The following is a 24,339-nucleotide window of genomic DNA, read 5'->3' as shown; positions in this document are numbered from 1 at the left end:
AAAGTTAAAATATTTGTTAAAACTAACAGCAAGACCAAATTTTTTATTAGCTTAATCTAAATTAAAATTAGCGAAAAATGGGCTGGTTATTCTATAAATATCCCATAATAGGGTTAATAAATCTCACATTCTTGGGTGGTAGTATTTTTTGGCTAACGCCCACAACTTTGCCTGTGGAGCCTGCTGTATTGCTGGCACAATCATTTAATCAAGCGGCTGTAGACTGGTTAAATCAAGGCTTACAGTTAATTCAAGCGGGAAGAGTGCAAGAGGCGATCGCATCCTTCCAAAAAGCCATTCAGCTAGAACCAAGATTAGCCGCAGCCCATTACAATCTAGGGTTAGCATATAGGCAAAGCGGACAATTAAAGCCAGCCGCCGACGCATTTTATCAAGCCACCCAAGCCGATCCCCAGTTTGCCTTAGCTTTTGCCAATTTAGGCGGTGCTTTATTAGAAGGTAATAATGTCCAACAGGCAAACGATTATTTACAAAGAGCGATAGAATTAAATCCTAAACTGGGTTTTGCTCACTATAACTTGGGCTTAGTGAGACAACAGCAGCAAAATTGGGAACAGGCGATCGCATCCTTTAAAAAAGCCGCAGAATATAGTAAAAATGCGCCGGAGCCTCACTATCATCTGGGTATATGTTATTTGCAACAAGGTAAACTAGATAAAGCTAAAAGTGCCTTTCGCCAAGCTATTAAACTTAATCCTAAATATGCAGAAGCTCACTATAATTTAGGAACAGTTTTGTTTAATCAAAAGAAATTAAATGAAGCATTGGTAGCCTTTAGAAAATCTGCCGAATCTAACTCTAATTATCCTAATGCTTATTATGGTGCAGGGTTAGTATTTATGCAGCAAAAAAAATATGCCGAAGCTGCACAAGTACTGCAATATGCGAGAGATTTATATAAAGCTCAAGGAAATGTTCAGTGGGTACAAAATTCCGAAAAACTGTTGCAACAAGTACAAAATTTAAATTACCAACCACGCTGAGGCGCGAATCTTAATATTAAGTCACAATAAGAGAAATGGATAGACTAGCTGGTGTGGGGTGAAATTTACCTCATAGGAAAATACCAATGCAAAAACGCTTCAAAAGTCGCTTTTTATTTTGCGATCGCTGGCTTGATCGACATTCAATCGCTCGTAATATGGAAGCTTTTCAAGACTTACTTGTGATTGTCTTGTGCTTAAGCTTATTTGCAGTCATGATTATGCAGATATGGAGCATAATTATTGCTCTAACCCACACATTAGACTATAAACAAGTAACTGCCAAAATTCTCTTTGTCTTAATATTAGTCGAGTTATTTCGACTCTTAATGATTTACTTGCAAGAACACAGCATTTCTGTTGGTGTAGCAGTGGAAGTTACAATTGTCTCTGTTCTGCGAGAAGTAGTAGTTCACGGAGCCTTAGAAATTTCTTGGATTCAAACAGCCGCAATTTGTGGCTTGTTATTTATTTTAGGCAGCTTACTACTAGTCTGTGCCAAGACACCACACATGGACTGCATCAGTGCTAACACCAAATTTTGTCCCATTGTCTATCAAGGGGGTAGAGAAAAACAACCAGAACAAGAATTGCGCTATTCACATCAGTGTGATAAACATCAACCACTGACATAAATTATCCAATAGGTGATAACTCTGTGGTTATAAAAATCCAACTTTTATTTAAGGCTGCATCAGCAGCCTTTGTGCTTTTTTCTACGCTTTTAGAGAGATGAATTGCGCTTTTAGGGTAAGTAGAAATTAAATAGAAACTTACATAAGGTCAATAATATGACTACTACAGGTAACGGACAATCTCAACAACCCATTAGCAACCTAGAATATGATTTTGTCACCGTACTGCATAATAAAGCTGAAGCAGTCAAAGCGTATGATCAATACATCCAAGATGCACAACAAGCAAACTCTCAACCTTGTGTAGAGTTATTTCAAAGACTGCGCCAGTCTGACATAGAACATGCACAAGAAATTCGCCAACATCTGCAACAAGTTTTGCAACACGGCAAAATGTAAAAAATAAAAATTAAAGTGATTTTTTAATCAGGACTTACGCAAGTGTCACAATCGTTGGTTGGTGCGTGACACAATAAGTCTCATAACTACGTTCAAATTTGCTCGCCGTCACGCACCCTACAGAAAAAATATGCCAGTTGCGTAAGTCCTCTTAATATCCCAATACTGACATATTAAGCTTTTCAATTATCCTTACTTAACAAGTACAAAAAATACGAATTTTATCTTACCAAACTCTGCAAAGCCAATAACCCAGCACCATAAACAGGTTCATACCTTGGAAACATTACTTTTACGTGTGGAAACTGATTAACTAGGGCTGTGGTAAATCTCTCATATATTTGAGATTTGCCTTGCCATACACTACCTGTTGTCACAATTTCCACAACTGAATCAGGACTAAAAATTGACTCAATAACTGTAGATGTAGCTTTTACCAATTCTTTAACAGCATCATTAATTATATTATTCGCTAACTTATCACCCGAAGCGGCTGCTAAATCTACAATTGGTGCTAAAGATGCGATTTCTTTAACTCCCCATCCGCGCCGATATATTATTTCGATTAATTCTGCTATATTCTGCAAACCCAGATGCTGTTGAAAATCTTTGATTAAACTTGTTGATATTTCCCGGCCATCATAAGATTTTAATGCTGCTTGTATACCAGCAACAGCAATTTTATAGGCGCTACCTTCATCACCTAAAATATGTCCCCAACCGCCCACACGTTTAGTTTCTCCTTGGTGATTTCGACCAAAAACTATGGAACCAGTACCCGCCGCTACCACAATTCCCACATCATGAGCGACTCCGCCAACTAAAGCAATTAACGCATCATGACAAATTACAATATTATCTGGTTGTAAATCCCAAGTAATCGGTAGGAATTGACTGTTTTGTAATTCCTGCACCATACTTTTAACTACTGCAATATCATCAGAACGTCCAACACCAGCTAAACCTAAACAGATGGCTGATATTTGAATTGTACTTGTGAACTTTAATGCTTCATTTGCTGCTGTTTGAATAGCAGAATGAATTGATTGGATTGCTGCTGTAACACCGATGCTTTGATAATTAGATGCGCCTGCTGCACCGCGACCTAGCACTTGATGTTTATCATCCATCAAAATACAGACGGTTTTGCTACCACCACCATCTATTCCGATAACATAAGTCATGGTGTTAATGTGCGATCGCTCTTTTTTGTGCTTCTGCTTTTAAGGGGATAAAAAATAAAACAATCATTCCTGGAATTGTCAGCAAACACACCAAGCTAAAGAATAATGGATATCCTAATAATGGTTGTAAATAACCGCTAACTATTCCGGGTAGCATCATCCCTAAAGCCATAATCCCAGTAGATATAGCAAAATGGGATGTTTTATATTCCCCTTGGGAAACATACATTAAGTAAACACTAAAAGCTGTAAACCCAAAACCATAACCAAACTGTTCTAATGAAACCAGTGGATAAACCAAGGTTAGAGAAGGTTTAGCATAAGCCATATAGACATAAAATACATCTGGCAAATTCAAGGCTAAAGCCATCGGGAATAAACATTTTTTTAACCCATATTTAGCAATAACCAATCCCCCCAAAATCCCGCCAGCAATGAGTGAAATTACGCCGAATGTGCCGTATACTAAACCCACCTCAGATGTCGATAAACCCAATCCTCCCGCCTCTGGTTTATCTAACAAAAATAAAGAAGCAAACTTAACAAGCATCGCCTCGCCAAATCTGTAAAGCAAGATAAATGCTAGAACGACTATAATTTTTTCTTGGGCAAAATAGGAACTAATAATTGTCCAAAATGGGATTTTATCTGTGGCTTGTAACTGCCGTGGTTGATCGGAGTCGGGTAAGGGTAAACTGAAACGGTGAAACAGAGAAAGTATGGCTAAAACTACTGCCGAAAAACCAATGGCTACAGTCCAACTTAAGGGAATATTCTTGAGATAGCCTTCAAGTTGTCCCGCTAAAACAACTAGTAGTCCTGAACCAAAAATCACCGCCAGCCGATAAAATAATGAGCGAATGCCGACAAAAAAGGCTTGCTGTTCAGGAGTTAAAGCTAATAGATAAAAGCCATCTGTGGCAATATCATAAGTTGCAGAAATAAATGCTCCCACTGTTAAGGCGGCGAGGGAGATAAAAAAGAAATTGGGCAATTGTAAACAAAAGGCAATTAAACCCAAGCAACAGAACATTGCTAGTTGGGTGTAGAGTATCCAGTTGCGTTTGCTGGAGTAAGTATCAACAATTGGCCCCCAGAACATTTTAATGACCCAAGGGAGATAGAGAAGGCTTGTCCATACGGCAATTTGGGTGTTGTCTACGCCGAGTTTTTTGTAAAAGATGACGGAGACGGTGTTGATGATGATGTAAGGTACACCGGAGGCAAAATATAAGGTGGGGATGTAAAGCCAGGGGGAGCGTGACATAGGATAATTTTTTTAACGAACCGCAAAGGACGCAAAGGACACAAAGGAAGAGAGGAAAAGAGAAGTTAAGAAGAGAGGATTATGCGTTTGATGCCATCTCTAAGGAGAGGGACGTTGAAGTTGATGAGTAAAGCTAAAGGGTAGTTAGTCATTTTAAGGTAGGAGATGACTTGAGCTTCGTGAAGAGGCGTTAAGTTTTGTACAGCTTTTAATTCGATAATTAAAGAGTCTCCAACTAAAAAATCTAATTTTCCTTCACCCACTGGACGACCTTTATAGTGTATTTTCACTGGATGTTCAAACTTGTGAGGAATCCCACGCATGATAAATTCTTCTCTCAAAGCCTTGTGATACACTTCCTCCAAAAACCCAGCACCTAAAATCCTATGTACTTCAATGGCCGCCCCAATTACCTCGTAAGCTAAATTTTCTAACTGCTCATTTAAATGTCTCATCTTCTCTTTTCCTCTCTTCCTTTGCGCCCTTCGCGTCCTTTGTGGTTCGTTCCCATCTCAACCCTGTGGCAAAATTTATTAAAGTTCTTCCACAGTTAATTTTCCCAGCATGACCGCAACTATCTCGAATCTTCCCAGTCTCTACGATCCCTTTACCACTGAAGCTAAGTGGCAAAAATTCTGGGAAGACAACCAAGTTTACAAAGCTGACCCAAATCATAGCGGTGAACCTTATTGTGTTGTAATTCCGCCGCCAAATGTCACTGGCAGTCTGCACATGGGTCACGCTTTTGAAAGTGCGCTAATTGATGTTCTGGTACGCTATCACCGGATGCAGGGACGCAATACTTTGTGGCTACCGGGTACTGACCACGCTAGTATTGCTGTCCACACAATATTAGAAAGACAACTCAAAAAAGAAGGTAAAACTCGTGCTGAGTTGGGGCGTGAGGAATTTCTGAACCGCGCTTGGCAGTGGAAGGCGGAGTCTGGGGGAACAATTGTGAATCAGTTGCGCCGCTTGGGTGTGTCGGTGGACTGGTCGCGGGAACGGTTCACAATGGATGAAGGCTTATCGAAAGCTGTGGTGGAAGCTTTTGTAAGTCTTTACAATGAAAAATTAATTTATCGTGGCGAATATTTGGTGAATTGGTGTCCGGCTACTCAGTCGGCGGTGTCGGATGTGGAGGTGGAATCAAAGGAGGTTGATGGTAATCTCTGGCATTTCCGCTATCCGCTAACAGATGGTTCTGGTTATGTGGAGGTGGCGACGACTCGACCGGAAACGATGTTGGGCGATACTGGGGTGGCGGTGAATCCCAATGATGATAGATATAAGCATTTGATTGGTAAAACTTTAACTCTGCCAATTATGCAGAGGGAAATTCCGGTTATTGGCGATGAGTTGGTTGACCCCACTTTCGGAACTGGTTGCGTGAAGGTAACACCAGCCCATGATCCCAATGATTTTGAAATGGGTAAGCGTCACAATCTGCCGTTTATTAATATTTTGAATAAGGACGGTACTCTCAACGCTAACGCTGGGGAGTTTCAAGGACAAGACCGTTTTGTGGCGAGGAAAAATGTCGTGTCTCGTTTAGAAGCGGATGGAGTTTTGGTAAAGGTAGAAGATTATAAGCATACCGTTCCTTATAGCGATCGCGGTAAAGTCCCCATTGAACCTCTCCTATCCACTCAATGGTTTGTCAAAATTCGCCCACTAGCAGACAACGCCCTACAATTTCTCGACCAAAAAGATTCTCCTGAGTTTGTTCCCCAACGCTGGACAAAGGTTTACCGTGATTGGTTGGTCAGTCTCAGAGATTGGTGTATTTCCCGTCAATTGTGGTGGGGACACCAAATTCCCGCTTGGTACGCGGTGAGTGAAACAGACGGACAAATTACTGATACTACGCCGTTTGTGGTGGCGAAATCGGCTGATGAAGCTTGGGAGAAGGCAAAAGCCCAATTTGGTGAAAATGTCCAGCTACAACAAGACCCAGATGTATTAGATACTTGGTTTTCTTCGGGACTGTGGCCGTTTTCCACTTTGGGCTGGCCGGAACAAACTGCCGATTTAGCTAAGTACTACCCCACGACTACCTTAGTTACAGGTTTTGACATTATCTTTTTCTGGGTTGCCAGAATGACGATGATGGCTGGTCATTTTACGGGAAAAATGCCGTTCCAGACAGTTTACATCCACGGTTTGGTCAGGGATGAAAACAATAAGAAAATGTCGAAAACGGCGAATAATGGCATTGACCCGTTGATTTTGATTGATAAATACGGCACAGATGCCCTGCGCTATACCTTAGTTAAGGAAGTGGCGGGTGCAGGTCAAGATATTCGCTTAGAATACAACCGCAAAACTGATGAGTCAGCATCGGTGGAGGCTGCGCGTAACTTTGCGAATAAGTTGTGGAATGCGGCGCGGTTTGTGATGATGAATTTGGATGGACAAACCCCCTCTCAACTCGGACAACCACTCAGCACTCAGCACTCAGCACTCAGCACTCAGCACTCAGCACTCAGCACTGAATTAAGCGATCGCTGGATTCTTTCTCGCTATCATCAAGTTATTAATCAAACTACCAGTTACATCAATAACTATGGTTTAGGGGAAGCCGCCAAGGGAATTTACGAATTTATTTGGGGCGATTTTTGCGACTGGTATATTGAGTTGGTGAAATCCCGCTTACAACCAGGTGCAGACCCCGCATCCCGCCGCGCCGCCCAACAAATTCTCGCCTACGTGCTGGAAGGGATTTTAAAATTACTGCATCCCTTTATGCCCCACATCACCGAGGAAATTTGGCAAACCCTCACCCAACAAAACCCAGATTCTCCACAAACTTTGGCTTTACAAGCTTATCCCCAAGCAAATGCCGACTTGATTGATACTGCTTTAGAAGCACAGTTTGACCTGCTAATCGGCACTATCCGCACAATTCGTAATTTACGGGCGGAGGCGGATGTTAAGCCAGGGGCAAAAGTCAAGGTGAATTTGCAAACAGGTAATTTGCAAGAACAGCAAATTCTCATAGCTGGGCAAGCTTATATTCAAGATTTAGCCAAGGTGGAAACCTTAAGCATTGCCGCCGAACAAAAAAGCCAAACTGTCGCACCCGCAAAATCACGCTGGAGTTGGAAAACAATTGGCTTAATATTTGTGGGGCTAATTTTTCTGCGCGTTGGTTTGGCTGTAGCCGACACAGTTAATCGCATTCCCTTAGCTGGTACTTTCTTTCAACTTGTGGGTTTAGGTTATAGTATGTGGTTTATTGCCCGCAGTATATTATTTGCCAAACCTAAACCAGTGAATACTGTCTCACAACAACCAACAGCAGTTGCAGAACCATTACCAGCCTCAGAACAAACCATTGCTGGGGTAGTTGGTACAGTTCAAGTGGTCATTCCCTTGACTGGTGTTGTTGATATCGAAACCGTACGTGCCAAATTAGAGAAAAACCTCAGCAAAATCGAAGCAGAAGCCCAGTCTCTCAGAGGTAGGTTAAGCAATCCTAAGTTTGTGGATAAAGCTCCCGCCGACGTGGTACAAGGGGCGAAAGATGCCTTAGCTGAAGCTGAGAAACAAGCCGAAATTTTGCGCGATCGCCTCCAGGCATTACAGTAAACATAGCCTGAATGATCTAACATCACGACAATGGGTAATGGCAGAGTCATCACCCATTGCCCAAGGATGATTTTCAAAACAAAATCAGTATTTTAATTTTGTTGTTTAATAGAAATTTTTGTACTTAATTTTTAATTTTTAATTGTAAGCTGGAGCAAAAAGACGATCATGCTATACCTAGCTCAGGTACATAAAAACGAATTTTTAGACCAGTACCAGTTGCGTTTGTTAGCACGTCAAGATACTGATAAACTCTGGGCAATTATTCCCGAAGAAGCTTTTATTTTGCTGGGGAAAGGTAAAACTATGAGTGAAGGCTTACTAGTTTTAGTAGAAATTTCTGCCACCGGTGAAATCGAAAAATTAGAAGAAGCTAGTAATTGGGTAATGAATTTAGTTGAGTCTTACCTCACCACTGGCATTACCCCAGAACTGTTACAACAAGAAGCAGAACGCGCGGAACAGTGGCGACAATCTCTGACTTTGCAAAATCAAGATTTGGCGCGTCGTTCTCTAGAATTGGAAGCCCGCCGCGAACAAATTCAAGCTTTAGAAGAAAGTCTCAAGCGCGAGAGAAACGGATATAACGATGAGGCTACTAGTAGTTGAAGAATGCCTTTCAATAATAAAAGAGTTTCAGGGAAGAAAAGGCATTTCTTTTATATTTTGCGATCGCGCTGCGGTATTAAATAGGCAGATGCAAAAGAACCCAACATTCACGCATACTTTGTTGGGTTACGCTATCGCTACACCCAACCTACTATTCTCTTAACTTTTCTGTACACAATAGGGAGTTAGAAAAGCCTACTTTCCAGCAGGAAGCTGTAGTTCTATCCCTAATTTGTCGCCTATTTCCATAACATTATTTGTAAAATCTGTGATACCTGCAATGGGGGCAGCAATTAAACCAGCAGCAGTAAGTAAAGCAATGAGACGCTTTTTGAGTTTGGGTTTATTGCGTTCTGGTTCTGGCTTTTGAATTTCAGCTTCTACATCATCAATATCGATAGTGATGTCGTCGCGGATGTCTGGCGGAAATTGGGCGGCAGTTTGACGTAGGTTGTTGATTAGTTGCAGAATTTCGGTGATGTTTGCGCCACTGGTTTGAGTGAAATCTGAGGCTTGCTGACTGGCTTTGTCTTGGACTTGGTTGGCAAAGTTGGCAATGTTTGAGTTGTGAAAGTTGTTTGTATTTTGTGTCATAGGTTTATATTCTGCTTGGTTGCTATTGTAAATCTTGTTGACAATTGTCAGGCGATCGCTCTCTAAACCGACTCTTTGTGATTTCTGACGCGATTCTAATGATTCGTAGCCGTCTAAAAGTTGACGTAAATTCAGTTTTAATTTTAATTTGCCGATAGTAACTGTGCTTTCACCCATTGCCTCAAGTCCCAAGAGTTCTTGATAGTCGAGGGGGGGATGATTGGGATAGCCGGGGACGGGAACCCATTCGGTAATTTCGAGGTTGGGGAGACTTTTGTGGATTTTTTGGAAGTCATGGCGGAGGATACCGAGAAATAAGCGGCGGGTTTCTTTGCGTCCGCTAATGGCGATGAAGATTTTTTTGTCTTCAGGGTCGGCTTTTATCCGCGCAATGTTATAGATTTCGTTGTTTTCTTGATATTGCAGCATTACGCCACTGCGCCAATAGACTTGGTTATAGATTTTTTCGTGGGTGTTGACGATAAAACGAGAAATAATACTTTCTGGGAGAACTTTGTAATGGTATTGAAATTCTAGGGTTTCCCCTTCTAATTCTGTTTCTTCTGGTTGGTCTTTGGGCAGAAGTCCGGCTATTAGAAATTTTGGCGAGGGATATTCTAATTCAAAGCAAAGCTCAAATTCTTTCATCAACCCAATCAGATAATTGTGGCGTTGGATGGGGTAACGTTGTGGATTGAGAATACGTCTGAGGTCAGCGAGTGTGAAAATGCCTTTGGTTTGAGTTTTAAGAATTTCATCGCTGAGAAGTGCGTAAATACCTTCTGTCACCCAGTTGGGTTTGAGGACGTTGGTATCTTTAAGGATGGGATGGTCGCGGAAGTTGAGAACTAAGCCGAGTCGATGCAGTAAATCAATGAGTTGTTCTTGGTTTTGTTCTTCGGGAATTTTGTTTTCATAGCAGATGCCAATATAGTTGCTGTAGCTGATAAAGTCTTGGGGCATTGATTCGAGTTGTTGTTTCACCTCAAACCATGAGAGGGGTAGAAGGTCGTAGACTTCTTTGAGGTTTGCAATTTGCTGAAAAATAGCGGTGCGGAGTTCATCAATGCCGATATTGTCTTGACAGGAAGTTTCGACAATAGCTTGAATATTGGGATATTTTTCGCGTAATGCTTTGCGGTTGATGTCGAGGGGTTGTTCGTCTCTTTTGTTGCCAACAATAATCACGGGGGACTGTCCGCCGAAGCTTTCAATTAATTTCAGCCAATATTCAATGCGATTTTCTTCTTCGCTGGTGCGGCAATTGCAAACTAAGAGATAGAGGCTGCGCTTAGTCAAAAAAAACTGATGGGTGGCATGATAAATTTCCTGTCCGCCAAAGTCCCAAACATTCAAGCGGATGTCTTTGCTATTAACCTGTACGTTCCAAGTTTGGACATTCAGTCCGTCAGTTTGGGGTTGATTTTTATCATATTGATTACGGATTAGTCGCTCGATGAGGGATGTTTTGCCGACGCTACCTTGTCCGACAAGCAAGATTTTAGCTTCATTGAGTGGACGTACTTCACCACTACGGAGTAATCGCAAGTAATTAAAAATTTCTTCAACTGAACCAACATCATCAAGAGAAGATCCTAAAATTTCTGGTGAAATAGAAAGCGGATTTCCCCGTAAATATAATTTTTCTAATTTCGGTAAACTTTCAATCGCCTCTGGTATCTCGGTAATTTGGTTGCCAGGGAGGTAAAGGTGGGTGAGATTGGTTAATTTTGTAATCGTCTCTGGTATCTCCGTGATTTGGTTGCCACCGAGGTAAAGGTGGGTGAGATTGGTTAAATTAGCGATCGCCTCTGATATCTCGGTGATTTGGTTGCCAGGGAGATAAAGGTGGGTGAGATTGGTTAATTTTGTAATCACCTCTGGTATCTCGGTGATTTGGTTGCGACCGAGGTCAAGCCGGGTGAGATTGGTTAATTGAGCCAGCGCCTCTGGAATTTCGCTTATTTGGTTGTCACCGAGGTAAAGCTCGGTGAGATTGGTTAATTGAGCCAGCGCCTCTGGAATTTCGCTTATTTGGTTGTTACTGAGGATAAGCTGCGTCAGATTGGTTAAATTTGCCAGCGCCTCTGGAATTTCGCTTATTTGGTTGCTATTGAGGTAAAGCTGCGTCAGATTGGTTAAATTTGCCAGCGCCTCTGGGATCTCGCTTATTTGGTTGCCATTGAGGTAAAGCTGCGTTAAATTGGTTAAATTTGCCAGCGCCTCTGGGATCTCGCTTATTTGGTTCAAAGTGAGGATAAGCTGCGTCAGATTGGTTAAATTCGTGAGCGTTTCTGGAATTTTGTTAATTTGGTTGTTATGGAGGTAAAGCTGCGTCAGATTGGTTAAATTTGACAGCGCCTCTGGAATCTGGCTTATTTGGTTGCTACTGAGATCAAGCTCCGTCAGATTGGTTAAATTTGCCAGTGCCTCTGGAGTCTCGCTTATTTGGTTGCTACTGAGATCAAGCTCCGTCAGATTAGTTAATTTAGCCAGCGCCTCTGGTATTTCAGTTAGCTCTACTCGAATTAAGATAAGTTTCTCTAAATGTAGTATTTGCATTACCACATCGGGAATTTTCTCTAAAGGATTGCCACTAATATCCAACTTACGCAAATTAGGCAAATCCAATAGTTCGGGTGGAAGCATTTTTAAATTGTTGCCTGAAACCTCTTCGAGAAAGCGGCCTCCTACTCGTTCATAACCTTCAACCTTCTTTCCCAAAATCAGAGACTCAAGCTGCTGCAACTTACCAATTTCTACAGGTAACTCAGTCAACTCTTGCCCTGACAAGTCTAACTCTCGCCAACCCTCAGCCGCCGCTTGCTCTATCATTGCTAACAACTCATCTTGCGTCATAATTCCAAGCCAAAGGGTAAAAGGAAAGAAGACTGTTGAAGATGATTTTAGCGGATCGGGGCAAAATTTTATACCATTGCTTTGTAGCGATGCCTGCGGTGGTCACTGAGCTTGCGATGCCCTGAGCTTGTCGTTCGCGTAGCGTCTCCGGCAGGAGAAGGGTCGAAGTACGGGCTACGCCAACGCACATTGATATTTTGTGGTTAGCGACGTAGTTTTTAAATAAACGTTAATTCGACAGACCTCTCCCTCTTCTAAAAGGCGAAAGTCTGGGTTTTATTCCCCTCTCCTCATAGGCTACGGCTATACACAAATCTGGGTTAAGTGCATCTGTCCTGCCTCGGAATAAATTCCGAGTCTCATAGCGCAAGTCCTCTCAAGAGGACTCAAAGAAAAATTGATTCCAGTCTACTTCAGTAGACTTTGGCTATGAGCCTGGAACTTTAGTTCAAGGCGGGATACGGTTTCATACTGTAAATTTTCGATTTCGTTTACTGAATGCAGCACCGCCCTAAGCTTGTCAAAGGGTCGAAGTAAACCCAACTTCAACACACAACGCCTAAACTATTGCCCAAGTTCCTGCATATTATTCATGACTTGTTGATACAAGTCGTTATTACCTTGACGTTGTAAAATGGCGGCGGCTTGTTCTAAGTCTTTCATTGCGCCTTGTTTGTCCCCTTGGGCGGCGCGGGCGTTACCGCGATTATTATAAGCTGGTGCAAAGTTGGGATTGAGGCGTATAGCTTCGTTGTAGTCGGCTATGGCTCCTTGTTTGTCTCCTTGAGCAGCCCTAGCGTTACCTCGGTTATTGTAAGCGATCGCATAACGCGGATTAAGAATAATTGCTTGGTCGTAATCTTCTAGAGAACCATCCCTTTCACCTATGGCTGCACGGGCATTGGCGCGGTTATTATAAGCTTCGGCATAGTTGGGTGACAGTTTAACGGCTTGGGTATAATCTGCGATCGCACCTCGATTATCTCCCAAGGAGGCGCGGGCGTTTCCCCGACTGTTATAAGCTTCGGCATCGTTAGGAGACAGGCGCAAGGCTTCGTTATAATCATCGATGGCTTTTTGTTTGTCTCCCGTATCAAAATAAGCCAGTCCCCGCCCTTTATAAGCTGCACTATATTCAGGGTTGAGGTTGATGGCTTTAGTATAAGATGCGATCGCTGCTTGTAAGTCGCCTTTGAGGTGCTGATTTTGTCCTTGAAGATACAGCGCCCCAGCTTGTGAAGTTTTAATAGTCCGGCGGCTAGGAGGAGTAAGGCCGATTTCTGTCACCAAAACATTCTTATCTCGATTGCAAGAGACAAGGGTAATTGCACTCAACACAGTCAGCACAACCATAGCCAATGCTTTATTTTCCTTCACCCGCTTTTGCTCCCATAACCGCAGCTTCATAAGTTGCTTTTAACCACCATTCCACCTAGATTTAATTAGCACCCAATTTTCTTAATTCTGGAATTTTACACTTAACTGATATTCCCTAGGTTTAATAACGGTTAACTCTTGCCTTAACCGGGAAGTTTATCAACTTTTTGTGTTTTAGCTTGTAATTTAACGGTGATGAATTATACGTTCTTGCTTATTTATTAATAAGAATTGCACTCAAATCAGTCACTCTTCCTACTCATCTTCGCCATTAGTTTCTTGAGTTTTCGGAGTTAGCCGCAAAGCATTAGATGTATCTATCTCTACAGATAATTGTTCTAAATTTTCACCTAAATCTTTTTGCAGCTTTTGAGTCAAGGTAATCGGAAAATCTAAATTTAATCCTTGAGTTTGTACCAGTCTTGCCAGTTCTAAGAATTGGGCTTTTACAGTTTTGCGTTCATAAGCTGTCAACTTAAAAGCAGATGTTTCTGATACATTTTGAGCCTGCATAGCTTTTTTAATGCGCTCTTGTAAATGTTCATATTCAGAGTTTAATAGCTTCCATTGTTCTTCTATTTGGGTATATCTAGCATTCAGAACTATTAAATCTTCTGTATCTGGTTCGGGATTACCTTCTGCTTGTAATTCTAACAAACGTTTATGCACTTGAGCAAGATAAATGCAGTCAAGATAAGCGTAGTCTATTTGTTCTTCTGATAAAGGTCTTTTGCTCCAGTCGCTACTTTGTTCTTGTTTATCAATATCGTGAAAGTTACATAAAATAGTTGCAAGGGTTTTGAGTTGATAATTCGGTACTGGTAACAAATAATAAGGAATTTTTTTCGCTATTTCTAAAGTACAAGTAATATTTTTAGCTTTTTTATTACCGAGGAATTTGACATCATAACTGGCATTATGAAATACTTTTTCAATATTCGGATTTAACATTACTTGCTGAATAAAATCAGCTACCAAATCATCTTGATTTAATACATCCAATAAAAAAACGCGATCGCCACTCATATCATCAGCATCATCTAACACCTGAATTAACGACAACCTAGGATTTCGGCTATTATAATCAGCTACTTCTGTATCTATCCACAAAGTTGCAGCTTGAGTATATTCAGCAATCATGTTATGAATTGCACGAGCAGTATTCAAGTAAGGCATTTTAATGTTTAATTTGATTTCTGAAACAGTCCAGTAGGGTGTTTTACGGGTTATACCAATTTAATATGAAGACGCATATAAAAATCAATTACCCCCCCTTAATCCCCCCTTGGAAAGGGGGGAAATAAGAGAATCTAGTTCCCTCCCCTTTATAAGGGGAGGGTTAGGGAGGGGTAAAATACTGTGCAGCTTCACATGCAACTGGTATTATTTAAACTCTGATTTCTGAATTCTGACTCCTGCATTCTACTGTATAACTGGTTTCCGCCCAAAGGTAAAAAATGTAGTAATATCATTCCAAATTCCTTGTGCAGTTTCTAAAGCAGCTAATTCTAATTCAAATTCTGCCTTAACTTGCTCTACTTCTACTGTTGATAACTGCGAAAAAGGATTAGGAAATTGCCCCGGTGCCGGATAAGAACTACCCAACCACATCGCCTTAGCTTGCTCTAAACTAATATAACTACCATATTGCTCAGATATAATTTCAATGCAGTCATAACCTGCTGTTTCTAGTAAATGACGACACTTTTCTGTTGTGCCTGTAGGCTGGTTTAAATAAAGAGCAATGCCATACTTTGCCAAAACTTTCTGCACGACAATACTAGGAATAAATGCCGTCTCTGCAAAGGCATGAAACCCAAGTAAACCCCCAGGTTTTAAAAATTGATGCCAATGCTGTAATGCACCTGGAAAATTTTCCAGCCAAATCAATGCGGAAGAACACAAAATACAGTCAAAACTGTTAGCTGGAAAGTCGAGGGATTCTGCATCCGCTAATTGAAATTCAATATTTGTCAGCCCTAATGCTGTGACTTTTTGTTGTGCTTGTTTCAGCATTCCCGATGAAATATCTATACCAATTACCTTACCGCCAGCGCCTACAACTTGAGCCGCCGCAATTGCAGCCATCGCCGTACCAGTTGCAATATCTAATACCTGATCTCCTGGACGCAGTTGGGCATATTCCACCAAACGATGAGCAATTTGCAAATGCCAATCGCTTTGATCATAAGTTGGACTTCTGCGATTAAAGAGGTCAGCTATTTGTTGCTTGTAGTCGCTGAGTGGGAGTTGATCGGGCATTGGGTATGGCTAGAGTGAGATAATTGCAGTGTAACAGCGATCGCATCTTGCAGCTTTAGCGCAATATATGGGGTAATTTCCGTAAGTCGTGGTCGAGAATTAGTATAACCGCATCTGAAAATTGGTAAAATTCAAGTTCAGAGAGAAGAGAACATTCAAACATGGTAGCCGCCCATACGGATTTAAATATTGCAGCTTTAGAAGCAGAATATAGCCAAAAATCACCGAGAGAAATTCTCAAATTTGCCTTGGACACTTTTGATAACATGGCAATTTCTTTCAGTGGTGCTGAAGATGTTGTATTGATTGATATTGCTTCTAAAATCACCAAAAACTTCCGAGTTTTTACCCTCGATACCGGGCGCTTGCACCCAGAAACATATCAGTTGTTAGATAAAGTCAGAGAACATTATGGCATTAAGCTAGAAGTTATGTTCCCTGATGCCGCAGAAGTCCAAGCTTTGGTAGAAGAAAAAGGATTGTTTAGCTTTTATCAAGATGGTCACAAAGAATGCTGTGCTATCCGCAAAGTTAGACCACTGCGCCGCAAGCTAAATACTCTCGATGCTTGGGTGACAGGACAGCGTAAAGACCAAAGTCCCAGCACTCGCAACCATATTCCCGTCATTGAAGTTGATACCGCATTTTCTACCGAAGACCATCAGTTAATTAAATTCAACCCCTTAGCTAACTGGTCTTCTGCACAGGTATGGGAATACATTCGCGCTTTAGATGTACCTTACAACAAATTACACGAGCGTGGTTTTATTAGTATTGGTTGCGAACCTTGTACTAGACCAGTTCTCCCAAATCAGCACGAACGCGAAGGTCGTTGGTGGTGGGAAGAATCTACTGCTAAAGAGTGTGGTCTACACTTAGGGAATTTACAAAAATAGGACTTACGCACCAAAATTATCTGTGAAAAATGGGTATAGGGTGTAAGGTTTTTGGATACATACACCCGGATTTCTCACCACACCTTTCAAAGCCTGTGCAGGGGAGCAGGGGAGCAGGGGGGCTGGGGAGAATGAAGGTACTCTCTCCCCAGCCCCTCCGCACCTCTGCCCCTCTGCCCCATCAAACGCCTGAAGCTTGTGAGAAATGCGGGATACACTCCTATACCCCTACACCAATAACTAGCTACCCAACTTTTTAGCCTTTCATCACTATATTCACAATTCACATCTTGCAGCTGTTTTGCATGGATCTACGACTGTGCCTTTCAAAAACCAATCAAAAAATCATATAACTGTTGTCAGTGCTGACTTCCAAGGTTTTCACATCACTTGAAGGTGCTTGCATTTTATTTTAAGAGCTTGAAATCTAGATGAGACAAGGCTTCCAAGATTAGCATCTGTTCAAAAAAATGAGACTTAGGTAAAAATTTGTTTTCTATATTGCTCCTGGGTGCTAGGTGCTTGTAATATCAAATCTCAGGGCAGACAGGATATGGATTAGAGCGATCGCTCTGATTAAACCTTTGATGCCGTAAGGCGTTGATCACTAAATAATTCTTCTGATGATTTGCATGATTCTTTAGACTGATTAAACCTTTGATGCCGTAAGGCGTTGATCACTAGTGTCTGCCATAGAACCGGGGCGGGCAGTCTTGACTGATTAAACCTTTGATGCCGTAAGGCGTTGATCACTCTAAATTTTTATTCGTCACCCCCATTGCCCATCTCAACTGATTAAACCTTTGATGCCGTAAGGCGTTGATCACCTCTCTAACAGTCGAGTCAACTACAACGACAAAGGGCTGATTAAACCTTTGATGCCGTAAGGCGTTGATCACTTCAGGCTCAGGGTCAAATTTCCATACTTGTTCTTTCTGATTAAACCTTTGATGCCAATAGGCGTTAATTACAATAGCGATATCGTCACTGCTATAGAGTTCAGTTAGGGATTTCCAAGAAATAAATTATCCAATCTTGTGGGGCGGGCTAGAAGCCCACCCCACAAGAAAAATTGTATGTTTTTTTATTTGGAAGTCCCTTACATAGCATACCCACCATATTGATAAGAAAGTTTGATTTTTGCTCGGAGAAATCAAATTTTTTTATTTTCTTCTGAAGGCGGAAACAATTTTGCCGGGTAGTCTTTCTAAGATGAGTTAAATCAATTAAGCGATCGCTATGTCTCGTCATCTAGAAAGATTATTACAACTAGATTCTCTGCTCAGAACTAGGCAACGCCCAACAAATGCTAGTCTCGCTCAAGAGTTAGAGGTGAGTGAACGGACAATTCGTAATGATTTGGCTTTCTTAAAAGATCGCTTTCATGCTCCTTTGGAGTATAGCCATAAATTAGGACATCATTATACTGAACCAGAATGGCGATTGCCGAGTATTCCTTTATCTAAAGGTGAACTATTTGCCTTGACTGTTGGAGCAAGAATGCTAGAGGCTTATGCTGGTTCACCTTATGCTTTACAGTTGCGAAGTGCGATCGCAAGGTTGAGTGAACGTTTACCTGAAACAATCTGGGTAAATATGCAGCAACTGGCGCAGGAATATATTCTTTTTGGTGCTGGTGCAGAAACAGATTTAGATCCAGATATTTGGCACAAAATAGAAGACGCTTGCAGTTTACGAAAAAGAGTCATGATGACCTACTATACTGCAAGTCGGAATACAACTTCTGAACGCAAACTAGATCCTTATCTGTTACTCGTTTATCGCGGTACTAATTTATATTTAATTGGCTATTGCCATACCCGCCAGGAATTTCGCTGGTTTAGGATAGATCGAATTACAAAATTAGAAATATTACCAGAAGATTACACTCCAGATCCTAACTTTAATATCAAAGAATATATAGGTAGTGTGTTTCAGCATGAGGTTGGAGACAAACAGCTTGATGTGGAAATTTGGTTTGACTCAAAAACTGCACCTTATATTCGTGAACGACGTTGGCACTACACCCAGGAGATTGAAGAACATTCAGATGGTTCGCTGACGCTGAAAATGAGTGTACGCGGCATTAACGACTTGAAGCGGTGGGTGATGTGGTATGGCAAAGGTGCAATTGTCAAGAGTCCGCCTGAGTTGGTGGAGTTGGTACAAGAGGAAATTGAGGGTATGAGGAAAAATTACAATGCTTGAAGGAATGTCGCAATGATGTCAACTGCCTATATTGTTAAAGTATGTATATCTCTGATGCCCTCAAGTAACTTTGAGCAGGTGTTGAGCACTAAGCTGCTAAATCCAGAAACTAGATTCTTAAGGTTTCTAGCTATCGGTGATGCCGTAAGGCGTTTTTACAATATTTTACATAAAGGGATTAATTTATGTAAGCAGCTAAATTCAGTAATCAGTGATAAGATAAAAAAAATCCAGTTCTACGCGAACCGGAAAAATAACAATTTTTATTCAATTATTATGATGCCACAAAATAACGGCGGCAAAAATATTCAGCTGCCAAATAGGATGGACAGCCTTCAACTATCAGAAGAGCCATCTTCTTGTGAACCGATTTTGGAGATCCTGGAGCGATTTACGAATTCACAGATGGAGTTGCTTGACCGATTTACGAAGTCACAGATGGAGTTCGTTCTAGCAATGACAAGGCTTTCCCAGCAGTCTTTCCATGATTCCTCTAGTGTTCGTAGCTGGCTTATGCCTAAAGCTAAACAATATGATAATCGTTTGCAGCCTCTAAATTCTCGTTTGGAATTGAGAAGTAACGATGAGCTTTTAGAATTTATCGTTACTTGTGCAATAGCAGAAACTAACAGCAAACATTCTTGCTAATCAAAAAAAGCTATTGCTTACATATAGCTGTATGAGCGGTTAAATTTAGCTAAATGACCATAGTTTTGCACCTCTTAGTTTAACTGGGAGGTTGCAAAGCATCGCAGTAAGAATTATAGATATAAACTAATTCTGGCAACTAAGATTTTTGGAAAACTGAATTATGCTAGCAGCAGATTTAGCAGGGGTAAGAACAAATGAAAGTAACTTACCTTATGTTGAACTCAACTTTGATATTTTTGGACACACTTTACCGGCTGACCACGGATACGCTTTATACAGTAATATATCTCACCTCTGTCCTCAACTGCACGAGCAACAATGGCTGAGTATCCAAACCATTATGGGTATTCCTGATGGCAAAGGGAAGATTTACCTGACGGAAAAATCGCGTTTACGTATACGTGTTCCTGGCGATATGGTTCCTGTTGTTTACTCGTTAGCAGGTAAAGCCTTGACTATTGGTAAGCATTTAATTCGTTTGGGAATACCGCAGATTTTCATGCTGCAACCTGTGTCAAGATTGCGATCGCGAATTGTTGTGATTAAGGGATTTCAAGAACCAGAAGCATTTTTATCCGCAGCGAAACGCCAATTGGAATCATTGGGAATTCAAGGTAGGGTATGGATTCCTATAAATGCAGACAAAGAAGCCGACCGCAAAACCATCAAAATCAAAAAGTATACAGTTGTAGGTTTTGGTTTAGAAGTTGCAGATTTAAGCGATGAAGATTCTATCAAGTTACAGATTGCAGGATGTGGGGGAAAGCGACGTATGGGGTGTGGGATTTTTATACCTAAAAGAGGTGAAGTATGAAAATTCCTCCAAAATTGCTTGCAAAATCCTATGACCGCGATAAATATCAACAACCACCTGATTATGCGCTTTACATTCAACATAATCGTGATGTTGCTGCTGCTTGTAAAGCACTAGCAAAGATAGTGGGTGCTATAGCATTAAAAAATGCAGGATTAGATCCCAATCTAATTGATGAATTCAGCAAAACCCTGTTGGCAAATGGTTGGATACAAGACTTAGGTAAAGGGAACAGCCATTTTCAAGAGATGCTTTCAGGGAAACCAGAGTTAATTCAATTACTGCGACATGAAACTATTTCAGGTTTACTAGCGTGCTTAGAACCGCGCTTTGTTGAATGGTTAGCACCTCTGGGTAAAGCCAAGTTTATTGCTGTTTGGGGTGCAATGGGACATCACCGCAAGTTTGATGCTCGGACTGTACAAAAAGACGTTACAGAACTGACGGTTTATGTAACTCATGAAGACTTCAAAACAAATCTTCAAGAAATGGCACAAGATTTAGGTTTATCAGAACCGCCATTATTTGAATCTGATTTAGTTATTGCACCTAAAAAATATGATATCTGCAATTTAGCAGCAGAAGAATCATTAAACCAAATAAAGGCATTATTTAATAAACTAGAATCAGAATTTAAGGATGAATTATCACGAAGATTTGTAGCATTAATCAAAGCTTTTGGCATTGCTGCGGATGGTTCTGCAAGTGGAGTAGCTAAAAAATATAAACACACACGAAATTATTCTTTAGCAGCCTTTGTTGTCGAGAACTTATCTCAAGGTTTAAAACCTAGTGACTTAACTACACTAATTAACGCTTGGGCTTGGAATAATAAAGATGTCGAAAAAGAACAGATTGATTTAACTAAACTACCAGATGATTTTGAGTTTCGAGAATTTCAAAAAAAAGTAGAAGCATCCCAGTCTTTCCTTACCCTTGCACTGGCAGGATGTGGTTCTGGAAAAAGCATAGCAGCTTATCTTTGGGGAAGGCGTTGGTGTGAAAAATTACTGGCACAAGGTAGAAACAATACACGTATATTCTTTTGCTTGCCTACTACGGGTACAACTACAGAACATTTTAAGGACTATGCCTTAGAATCTGGCATTCCTCCAGAGCTAATAAGTTTAACCCATTCTCGCTCTAGTGTTGACCTAGAAACTATGGCAAAAACTAGTAATCGGGAAGAAGCCAACGAGAAAGACGAGAACGATACAACAAAAGCTGCGGAAGCTGCACTAAAAGCAGAACGAGACAAAATTGAAGGTTTGGCGCTGTGGAGTACACCTTTAGTTGTAACTACTGCGGATACCGTTTTAGGGCTAATGGTAAACTCTCGTCGCGCTATCTACAGTACCCCTGCAATTATGCAGTCAGTCATTGTGTTTGATGAAGTTCACGCTTTTGATGATTATTTGTTTGGTCATTTGCTAGTATTTTTGAAAAATTTTCCGTATTTACCTGTATTACTAATGACTGCTTCATTACCAGAGCAACGCCGTCAGGCAATTGAACAAGTGCGTCCTGATGTGTTTTATGTTCCGGGTGATGAGAAATTGGAAATTTTACCACGTTATAAAATTCAATACCCGACTGATTTTCAACAAGTGTGGGACGCAGTTAAGGAATGTGTGGCTAACAATGGCAAAGTGCTTTGGGTGAAAAATCAGGTGGAGTGGGCAAATGTAACTTATACACAAGTTAAAGAAAAATTTCCTAATATTTACGTAAATGTTTATCACTCGCGGTTGCGTTACAAAGATAGGAGCGATCGCCACCGTCAAGTAATTGATAATTTTAAGCTACAAGGACAAGCAGCTATTTTAGTTGCAACTCAAGTTGCAGAAATGAGCTTAGATTTATCAGCTGATTTATTAATAACGGATATTGCCCCTGTTCCAGCTTTAATTCAACGAATGGGAAGATTAAATCGTCGTGCGACTCCTGAAACACCAGGACATCCAAAACCAGCATTAATTTGTCAACTACCTACTGACAATGAAGTTAAACCCTATGAAAAAAAAGACATAGAAATAACTGAAACTTGGATTCATAACTTACTTGCTAAAAACAAATCATTAAGTCAAAGAGACTTAGCACAAGAGTTTGTTGCTGTTAGTAACGAAGAGGAGTACAACTACAAAACAGCCAAGGAAAGAGCTTGCTTTTTTGGTATACCGAAAAAATCAGGTTTGTGGCGGACTCGTCCAGGTTTTACTCGTTGTGAAGGATACACTATATCAGTGATTTTAGAAGCCGACTATGAAGCTTGGCAAAAACAAGGCTTATCTGGAAACCCCGATGCTGATTGGATACGCAAGCATGAAGTTGCAATACCTATCCGTAAAGACGCTTTGAACTGGCCACAAGTTGGAGGAATTCGTATTGCACCAAAGGATGCAGTCACCTATGACTATGACGAAGTAACGAAAGAAGGAACGGGTGCAAGATGGCTTTGAGATATTATTTAAATGACGGCAATTTTACCATCTATCATCGTGCCGCTTTAGGTGGATTGGCTGCAACTATTACAGCTTGGGAAGATAACCCACCAGAAGGCATTCAAACCACTGTAGAATCAGATTTTGTCGAAATCACTTGGGATGAATCACTTACAGAACAAGAAGCTTTAGGACGCATTTTAGAGGCTTCTTTCAAATTAACTGAAGACAAATTAATTGATTTACCTGGTCAATTTATTGGTGAAGATGCGGCTGATTTAAAATTGGCAATTCACGAAGGATTATGTCTAACTTTTTTACAGCACAATAAAATGCGCCCTGGTGAAAAAACGCCCCGTGTATTCCCTTTAAAAAATGCTGATAGTGAAAATCCAAACCCAATTACTTATAAAGCTATCAATAGTTATGCACATCAAAAAGCACAAGGAACAGGATTGTTAGATGTTCCTAGAAGAGGAGAGGGTGGAAATTTTCCGATAAGTGCGACTATTCCGCAATCAGTAATTCCTGGTGCAATGACTGGTAAAAAACCATTACAAGCAACACCAGATGAAGCAATTTTATTATTGTATCTCATGGTAGGTTGCGCTGTATTTTTATTACGTCCTAGAACATACAAAGAAAAAGCCCAAGCTTGTATCGTGGTTCCCGATGTTACAGATTTATTAGACTTTGCTAATTCAATGCAAATTCTTGCTAGTAGCAGTCAAAATTTTCAGCGATTTAGCAATACTTATTTAGGACGTGTTGTTGGTGGTGCAGAAGAAGCTGCTCTTTCATTCTTAATTGATATTAAAGCCGATGCGATCGCAGATACATCATCTGGTGTCTCTGGTTGTCAGGTAATTGCAATGGGTAAAGTAGCCTGGGATAAAAATCAAATTAACCGCAGTCTCAGTGTAAAAGTGCGGGGTAATTATCCAGAGATGAAAGTTTTTCGTACAGCCAAGCAATATTTAGGAGTAAGTAAAATACTTCAAACTAAAGATGGTAAAAGTTATCCTATTCCCAAAAGTCCAGTTCCAGAGTTAATCGCTGCAAATCTAGCCGCAGAAAGACATTGGTGTGCTTATTTCACAACATTAGTAAGCAAAAAACAAGACTTTAATCGGATGTTATTTCAAAAGGAGTGTTTCAAAAAAATGGCAAAAGCCATACATGATGAAGATGACCAAGCAATTATCAAAGCTTTCCACAAAGCTTGGGAAATCACTATGGGTCAACTAGGCGAGAGAGCAAGAGAAAATAATCTTGATTTTAGCCGCTTAGTAGAAGTCAGACGGGAAAAAATGCGTAATGAAATTTTGCGTACTAAAACACCTAGTGCTTTAGCAAGCTGGTTTCTACAATTTTGCATTAACGCAACTAAAGGAGCAGCTTTAGATCCTATCCGCGAAGATAAAGAGCGCATCCGCAATTTTATCTTTAATCAACGTAATTTTGACAGATTTCAGAACTTACTTTTATTTGCGTTACTCAGTTACGCAGGAGATTCGTCTAACAATAAAAATACAGGAGACAAATAAA

At 40.7% G+C, this 24,339-nt stretch carries 18 protein-coding genes and 1 CRISPR repeat array; of the genes, 11 read left to right on the top strand and 7 right to left on the bottom strand.

Annotation, left to right across the window (positions count from 1 at the left end):
- Positions 1-77: 77 nt before the first annotated feature.
- The 3 genes from H6G28_RS23775 (at position 78) to H6G28_RS23765 (ending at position 2,038) form a co-directional block, all read left to right on the top strand.
- Positions 78-1,004 carry a tetratricopeptide repeat protein gene (locus H6G28_RS23775; protein ID WP_190674744.1) on the top strand — a complete coding sequence of 309 codons (927 nt, stop codon included), beginning with the start codon at positions 78-80 and terminating at the stop codon, positions 1,002-1,004.
- 86 nt (positions 1,005-1,090) lie between these two features.
- The gene (locus tag H6G28_RS23770) at positions 1,091-1,639 is read left to right on the top strand and encodes a phosphate-starvation-inducible PsiE family protein (RefSeq protein ID WP_190674741.1); all 549 of its coding nucleotides are present in this window, start codon (positions 1,091-1,093) and stop codon (positions 1,637-1,639) included.
- A 156-nt stretch (positions 1,640-1,795) separates the two neighbouring features.
- On the top strand, positions 1,796-2,038 hold the full coding sequence (locus tag H6G28_RS23765) for a hypothetical protein (protein WP_190590961.1): 243 nt from the start codon (positions 1,796-1,798) through the stop codon (positions 2,036-2,038).
- 221 nt (positions 2,039-2,259) lie between these two features.
- Here the strand turns inward: H6G28_RS23765 and H6G28_RS23760 are convergent, their stop codons facing one another.
- The 3 genes from H6G28_RS23760 to H6G28_RS23750 all read right to left on the bottom strand — a co-directional run bounded on the left by H6G28_RS23760 (position 2,260) and on the right by H6G28_RS23750 (position 4,944).
- Complete coding sequence (locus H6G28_RS23760) at positions 2,260-3,222, bottom strand: N-acetylglucosamine kinase (protein WP_190674737.1); 963 nt, start codon at positions 3,220-3,222, stop codon at positions 2,260-2,262.
- A gap of 4 nt (positions 3,223-3,226) precedes the next feature.
- On the bottom strand, positions 3,227-4,489 hold the full coding sequence (locus H6G28_RS23755; RefSeq protein ID WP_190674734.1) for an MFS transporter: 1,263 nt from the start codon (positions 4,487-4,489) through the stop codon (positions 3,227-3,229).
- 65 nt (positions 4,490-4,554) lie between these two features.
- Positions 4,555-4,944 (bottom strand): GxxExxY protein, encoded by a 390-nt coding sequence (locus H6G28_RS23750; RefSeq protein ID WP_190674731.1) that lies wholly within the window; start codon positions 4,942-4,944, stop codon positions 4,555-4,557.
- Positions 4,945-5,053: 109 nt separating this feature from the next.
- Here H6G28_RS23750 and H6G28_RS23745 point away from each other — a divergent pair, with 109 nt between their 5' ends.
- Positions 5,054-8,080 (top strand): valine--tRNA ligase, encoded by a 3,027-nt coding sequence (locus H6G28_RS23745; RefSeq protein WP_190674728.1) that lies wholly within the window; start codon positions 5,054-5,056, stop codon positions 8,078-8,080.
- A 168-nt stretch (positions 8,081-8,248) separates the two neighbouring features.
- Positions 8,249-8,689, top strand: coding sequence for an HmpF-related protein (locus H6G28_RS23740; protein ID WP_190590936.1), 441 nt, complete (start codon positions 8,249-8,251; stop codon positions 8,687-8,689).
- A gap of 195 nt (positions 8,690-8,884) precedes the next feature.
- On the opposite strand, the gene H6G28_RS23735 is transcribed toward H6G28_RS23740, so the two are convergent.
- From H6G28_RS23735 to H6G28_RS23720, 4 genes are all read right to left on the bottom strand, one after another.
- Entirely contained in the window at positions 8,885-12,142 is a 3,258-nt protein-coding gene (locus H6G28_RS23735; RefSeq protein WP_190674725.1) for a leucine-rich repeat domain-containing protein, read from the bottom strand.
- Between the two features lie 564 nt (positions 12,143-12,706).
- Positions 12,707-13,549, bottom strand: a complete 843-nt coding sequence (locus H6G28_RS23730; RefSeq protein WP_190674722.1) for a tetratricopeptide repeat protein — start codon at positions 13,547-13,549, stop codon at positions 12,707-12,709.
- A 225-nt stretch (positions 13,550-13,774) separates the two neighbouring features.
- Positions 13,775-14,695 (bottom strand): ribonuclease D, encoded by a 921-nt coding sequence (locus H6G28_RS23725; protein ID WP_190674719.1) that lies wholly within the window; start codon positions 14,693-14,695, stop codon positions 13,775-13,777.
- Between the two features lie 246 nt (positions 14,696-14,941).
- Positions 14,942-15,781 carry a class I SAM-dependent methyltransferase gene (locus tag H6G28_RS23720; protein ID WP_190674717.1) on the bottom strand — a complete coding sequence of 280 codons (840 nt, stop codon included), beginning with the start codon at positions 15,779-15,781 and terminating at the stop codon, positions 14,942-14,944.
- Positions 15,782-15,942: 161 nt separating this feature from the next.
- Here H6G28_RS23720 and H6G28_RS23715 point away from each other — a divergent pair, with 161 nt between their 5' ends.
- The 6 genes from H6G28_RS23715 (at position 15,943) to cas8a1 (ending at position 24,338) form a co-directional block, all read left to right on the top strand.
- Entirely contained in the window at positions 15,943-16,677 is a 735-nt protein-coding gene (locus tag H6G28_RS23715) for a phosphoadenylyl-sulfate reductase (protein WP_190590927.1), read from the top strand.
- Between the two features lie 572 nt (positions 16,678-17,249).
- Positions 17,250-17,648: a CRISPR direct-repeat array (repeat unit 36 nt; unit sequence CTGATTAAACCTTTGATGCCGTAAGGCGTTGATCAC).
- Positions 17,649-17,916: 268 nt separating this feature from the next.
- Complete coding sequence (locus H6G28_RS23710; protein WP_190674715.1) at positions 17,917-18,885, top strand: helix-turn-helix transcriptional regulator; 969 nt, start codon at positions 17,917-17,919, stop codon at positions 18,883-18,885.
- A 12-nt stretch (positions 18,886-18,897) separates the two neighbouring features.
- A complete protein-coding gene (locus tag H6G28_RS23705; RefSeq protein ID WP_190674712.1) occupies positions 18,898-19,533 on the top strand; it encodes a hypothetical protein in 636 nt (211 codons plus the stop codon).
- A 163-nt stretch (positions 19,534-19,696) separates the two neighbouring features.
- Positions 19,697-20,350: a type I-MYXAN CRISPR-associated protein Cas6/Cmx6 gene (gene cas6 / locus H6G28_RS23700; RefSeq protein WP_190674709.1), complete on the top strand. Its 654-nt coding sequence runs from the start codon at positions 19,697-19,699 to the stop codon at positions 20,348-20,350.
- A complete protein-coding gene (cas3, locus tag H6G28_RS23695) occupies positions 20,347-22,809 on the top strand; it encodes a CRISPR-associated helicase Cas3' (protein WP_190674706.1) in 2,463 nt (820 codons plus the stop codon). Before cas6 ends, cas3 begins: the two co-directional genes overlap by 4 nt.
- Positions 22,800-24,338, top strand: coding sequence for a type I-MYXAN CRISPR-associated Cas8a1/Cmx1 (gene cas8a1, locus H6G28_RS23690; protein ID WP_190674703.1), 1,539 nt, complete (start codon positions 22,800-22,802; stop codon positions 24,336-24,338). Before cas3 ends, cas8a1 begins: the two co-directional genes overlap by 10 nt.
- Position 24,339: the final 1 nt, after the last annotated feature.

The organism is Nostoc sp. FACHB-190, assembly GCF_014696905.1.
Taxonomy (GTDB): domain Bacteria; phylum Cyanobacteriota; class Cyanobacteriia; order Cyanobacteriales; family Nostocaceae; genus Nostoc_B.
This window is presented reverse-complemented; position numbering and strand designations above follow the sequence as displayed.

Bases quoted from the DNA above. Each gene is read 5' to 3' on its own strand.
- H6G28_RS23775 (WP_190674744.1), top strand. From the start codon at position 78: ATGGGCTGGTTATTCTATAAATATCCCATAATAGGGTTAATAAATCTC.
- H6G28_RS23770 (WP_190674741.1), top strand. From the start codon at position 1,091: ATGCAAAAACGCTTCAAAAGTCGCTTTTTATTTTGCGATCGCTGGCTT.
- H6G28_RS23765 (WP_190590961.1), top strand. From the start codon at position 1,796: ATGACTACTACAGGTAACGGACAATCTCAACAACCCATTAGCAACCTA.
- H6G28_RS23760 (WP_190674737.1), bottom strand. From the start codon at position 3,222: ATGACTTATGTTATCGGAATAGATGGTGGTGGTAGCAAAACCGTCTGT.
- H6G28_RS23755 (WP_190674734.1), bottom strand. From the start codon at position 4,489: ATGTCACGCTCCCCCTGGCTTTACATCCCCACCTTATATTTTGCCTCC.
- H6G28_RS23750 (WP_190674731.1), bottom strand. From the start codon at position 4,944: ATGAGACATTTAAATGAGCAGTTAGAAAATTTAGCTTACGAGGTAATT.
- H6G28_RS23745 (WP_190674728.1), top strand. From the start codon at position 5,054: ATGACCGCAACTATCTCGAATCTTCCCAGTCTCTACGATCCCTTTACC.
- H6G28_RS23740 (WP_190590936.1), top strand. From the start codon at position 8,249: ATGCTATACCTAGCTCAGGTACATAAAAACGAATTTTTAGACCAGTAC.
- H6G28_RS23735 (WP_190674725.1), bottom strand. From the start codon at position 12,142: ATGACGCAAGATGAGTTGTTAGCAATGATAGAGCAAGCGGCGGCTGAG.
- H6G28_RS23730 (WP_190674722.1), bottom strand. From the start codon at position 13,549: ATGAAGCTGCGGTTATGGGAGCAAAAGCGGGTGAAGGAAAATAAAGCA.
- H6G28_RS23725 (WP_190674719.1), bottom strand. From the start codon at position 14,695: ATGCCTTACTTGAATACTGCTCGTGCAATTCATAACATGATTGCTGAA.
- H6G28_RS23720 (WP_190674717.1), bottom strand. From the start codon at position 15,781: ATGCCCGATCAACTCCCACTCAGCGACTACAAGCAACAAATAGCTGAC.
- H6G28_RS23715 (WP_190590927.1), top strand. From the start codon at position 15,943: ATGGTAGCCGCCCATACGGATTTAAATATTGCAGCTTTAGAAGCAGAA.
- H6G28_RS23710 (WP_190674715.1), top strand. From the start codon at position 17,917: ATGTCTCGTCATCTAGAAAGATTATTACAACTAGATTCTCTGCTCAGA.
- H6G28_RS23705 (WP_190674712.1), top strand. From the start codon at position 18,898: ATGATGTCAACTGCCTATATTGTTAAAGTATGTATATCTCTGATGCCC.
- cas6 (WP_190674709.1), top strand. From the start codon at position 19,697: ATGCTAGCAGCAGATTTAGCAGGGGTAAGAACAAATGAAAGTAACTTA.
- cas3 (WP_190674706.1), top strand. From the start codon at position 20,347: ATGAAAATTCCTCCAAAATTGCTTGCAAAATCCTATGACCGCGATAAA.
- cas8a1 (WP_190674703.1), top strand. From the start codon at position 22,800: ATGGCTTTGAGATATTATTTAAATGACGGCAATTTTACCATCTATCAT.